Genomic DNA, 4299 nt, shown 5'->3' with positions numbered 1-4299 from the left:
TATATTTTTTATAAAGGAATCCACTGTATCTGTAGATTTATAGTTAATAGTTGTTTCTTTTAAGGTACCATCTTTTTGTATTACATTTACTGTAACTGCTCCATCACCTGTAATACCTAAATCATTTAAAGCGTTAGTTCCTTTTACAATATCAGTTGATCCAGATGCTAATGAAAGTGTAGATACCTTATTAGCAGACTGAGCTAGCTGTGAAACAGAAGAAATCGTCAATGATGCTGTTGCATCAGAACTAGCCTTAACTGAGATTTTAGATGAATCTGATACAGTAGCTGACTTTGTATTAAATGAAGTCGATAAATATTTATCAAATCCTTCTGTACGAAATGCCTCTAATTTCGTATTAATGCTACGATAAGAATCACGTTGCCACTCGTATTTTTGCTTTTGTTGCTGAAGCTTTTCCATTTTAGCGCTTTCAGCTTTCATTAATTTTTCTACAATTGAATCGATATCCATACCAGAAGCTAATCCGGTAAAACGACTTCCCGCTGTACTTAAATAAGAAAATGAAGTTGCATTTGTTGATGCCATGTTAAATTCCTCCTAAATTATTATTAAATTTTTTCATCCACTATCATTCCAAGCATTTTTTGCATTTCATAAAAGGCATCTAGAAGCTTTTTGGGAGGAATTTCTTTCACAACCTCATCCGTCTCTTTATTTACGACAGTTACATAGTAACGGTCTAGGCCTTCATGATAAATGAATTTTGCGGTGCTTTGATTTACTTCTAACATTTCATTCATTTTATTGACTACATCTTTTACTTGGTTCTTCGTATCTAGACTATCTTCTACTAACTTTGTAGCTTCCGTTACATTTACTTGAATAACTTCGCTATTTAAAATTTCGCCTTTATTAGGAATAGCTTTATTAATTACTCTCGTATCCGTGTTAGCATGTTCCTGTATACGCATATTTTTATCCCCCTTGACTAAAATACAAGCTTTGTTATAAGTAATATCGGTAATAAAAAAAATTTTTTTAGTTTCGTTTTTTAAGGACTCTATAGAATTAAATATGTATTATAAGCCCTTCTAGCCAGTGAATGCTATTTAACACTTACTTATGATTAAAACTTTTTGTTTTTCAAACGTATGAACATTTTAAAACCAACATATTATTCAATTCTGTAAATAAAAATGGTAGAGTACGTCTCCGTAATAAGACTGATTGGAGCAGGATCGTCCAGTGTAGCAGACGGCTAACGCTTTTTGCTGTGAAAGCGTAACGGAAATCGCACCAGGTTGAGTATTCAATTTTTCGTGATTCAACCCTAAAAAGAAGAAGAAGAAGTTGAACAACATCCTGTTGCGCGTGGTGTAGGTGAAACGGAGGCTGCCTGGAGAGAAATCAACCTCTTTCACAAAAAAAAGAGTGTAGTAAAAAATTTACTACACCCCAACATTTGATTTAAGACCTAAACTTAAGCAACACTAAAAGATTGATAACCTTTTTTATTTGTAAGTATATTGGCTAGAAGCTTGTACCCCTGCTCTATCTACCGTAATATCAACTGTACCTGCTGCGTTAGCCTTTGGCATTTGGATACGGATACGATTTGTTGCAAAGTATTCATAAGCTACTTCCTGTCCATCAACAGTTACAGTCATTAAACCATCGAAGTTAGTACCATAAATATTGACTAAGTTGCCACCTTTGACTGAACCACTTGTGACAGATAAACTTGTAATAGTAATAGAAGCAGGTTCATAGTTATATCCATCATACAGGATTACTTCCTGTAGGTCAGCATTAACAACCTTTACAGATACTAGACCAGAAATAGTTGAAGCAGGTACCTTTACTTTAATTGCTGTGCTAGTTATTGAATTTATTACAGCCGCTTTGTCTCCAAAATAAACTTTCGCTCCACTTTTAAAATTAGTTCCTGTAATTGTAACAGATTCACCACCAGAAACTGTTCCTGAGTTGCTTGAAAGAGATGTAATCGTCGGTGCAAGTACAGGTGGCGGTGCTAAATATTCGTATGCATTTGTTAGTTCAGAAAAAGTACCATCTGGATTAACCACTTTCACTGTCACAAATCCTTCAGAATCGGATTGTGGCACATTAACACGAATTTTAGTAGAGTTCGAATAATAGTTTACAATAGCCTCTTTATCACCAAAATAAACTTTTACGTTTTGATCAAAGTTTTTTCCTAGAAGAAAAACAGATTCTCCGCCAGTTAATTTCCCAGATGTAATAGTAAGACTATCTAATTGAACAGCAGGTGCAGGTGGCGGTGCTAAATATTCGTATGCATTTGTTAGTTCAGAAAAAGAACCATCTGGATTAACCACTTTCACTGTCACAAATCCTTCAGAATCGGATTGTGGCGCATTAACGCGAATTTTAGTAGAGCTCGTATAATAGTTTACAATAGCCTCTTTATCACCAAAATAAACTTTTACGTTTTGATCAAAGTTTTTTCCTAGAAGAATAACATTTTCTCCGCCAGTTAATTTCCCAGATGTAGTAGTAAGACTATCTAATTGAACAGGTGTAGGTGGCGGTGCTAAATATTCGTATGCATTTGTTAGTTCAGAAAAAGTACCATCTGGGTTAACCACTTTCACTGTCACAAATCCTTCAGAATCGGATTGTGGCACATTAACGCGAATTTTAGTAGAGCTCGCATAATAGTTTACAATAGCCTCTTTATCACCAAAATAAACTTTTACATTGTTATCAAAGTTTTTTCCTAGAAGAAAAACAGATTCTCCGCCAGTTAATTTCCCAGATGTAGCAGAAAGACTATCTAATTGAATAACAGGTGGTGGCGGTGGCGTTAAATAATTATAAGCATCCGCTTTTTCCACTTCTGTGCCATCTGGATTGACTACTTTCACTGAAACGAGTCCATCTGTATTCGATTCCGGGACAATGGCATAAAGTCTTACTTGTGTACTAAAACTTGTAGCGGCCTCTACTCCATTTATATATACTTTAGCCCCATTTAAGAAGTTAGAACCGTAGACAGCTACCTGATTGCCACCTTCCATTTTACCTTCTGCTGGTGATACATAAGAAATTGTTGGATCAGCATAATACATAAATGATCCGATTGCGAATTGATTATCAGTATTGACTACTTTCACTTCAACTGTCGTCCCTTGAACACCAAGAGGCGTGTTCACCACAATCTCATTTGAGGATTCAGAAAGAACCGTTGCTTCATTTTTGCCAAAGTATACTTTAGCTCCTGGTAGAAACTTTTGTCCTGTAATTGTAACTTCTTCCCCACCAGTCGTTAACCCCTTCTCGGGATTAATAGAAGTAATAATTGGTGCTGGATTTAAAACATCAATCATTGGATTTTTAGTGTCTACTGTATAGTTTACTTTTTGATGATCTTCAAAGGTTGCTGAAGTAGTACCAAGTAAGTATTTTCCAGCTTCCGTTGTTGTCTTTGCTCGAATTTGATAAGTAAACGTTAGTTCCTTCGACTTTAATTCTAATATATCCCATTCTAATGTATTTCCAGTAACTTTAGGTTTAGGTATATTATTGTCATATGACCCAGGAACGATTTCGAATTCAGGTGAAATCGTGTCTGTTAGTTTCACATTATATGCGCTTGCTAATCCAATTTCTTCAACAATTCTTTTGTACACATCAGATAAGCCTACTGAACCAAGTACAAAATGGTGATGGTCTCCCGATGTAGCCATATTTTTTAGCAATTGGTTAGGTGCACTAGTAGTTGGGTCATCATTTGGCCCCAATAATGCAATAGAGTAAAAAATAATTCCTGCATCTTTAGCTGCCTTAGCACTCGCTAATGCATCAGATGAGTTATCTGCTGCACCATCAGTTAGAATCACGATTGTTGGTTGTGCTTCTGGGCGATGATTCGCAAGCATCGCCGTAGCTGCTCTAACTGCTGCACCTGTTGCTGTTCCCCCGTTTGCTTTGATTGTATCCACATAATTCTTTGCAGCCGTTGCATCAGTTGTTAATGGGTACGAGGATGCAGAAGCGCTAAAATCAACAATCCCTACTTGATGTTTCGTTAAATCCATTAGATCAATGAACTCTTTTGTTGCCTCTTTAGCTGCATTTATACGATTATCCTGTGTCATACTTCCGGATTTATCAACAATTAAAATAACATCATTAGGTCTAACATATGTGGAATCCTTTGGAGTTCCCTTAACTGATATTGTGACATTTGCAATATCGTCTTCTACTAGACTTGTCACATCGACTGTTTTTGTGATATTCACAAGATCACTTCCTACAAGGTTCGATGCACTTGCAGAATGTGGTAAA

Annotated in this window: 3 protein-coding genes; all 3 read right to left on the bottom strand. The window is 35.9% G+C overall.

The features are described 5' to 3' along the window. On the bottom strand, nt 1-552 hold a 552-nt coding region (locus AC06OU_RS11645), incomplete at its 3' end, for a flagellar cap protein FliD N-terminal domain-containing protein (protein WP_475855947.1). A gap of 23 nt (nt 553-575) precedes the next feature. Continuing rightward, complete coding sequence (locus AC06OU_RS11640) at nt 576-938, bottom strand: flagellar protein FlaG (protein ID WP_475855945.1); 363 nt, start codon at nt 936-938, stop codon at nt 576-578. A gap of 540 nt (nt 939-1478) precedes the next feature. After that, a partial coding sequence (locus tag AC06OU_RS11635) for an IPT/TIG domain-containing protein (protein ID WP_475855943.1) occupies nt 1479-4299 on the bottom strand: 2821 nt, incomplete at its 5' end.

The organism is Psychrobacillus sp., from assembly GCF_056205495.1.
The sequence above is the reverse complement of the archived record's forward strand: the minus strand, read 5'-3'. Positions and strand labels throughout refer to the sequence as shown.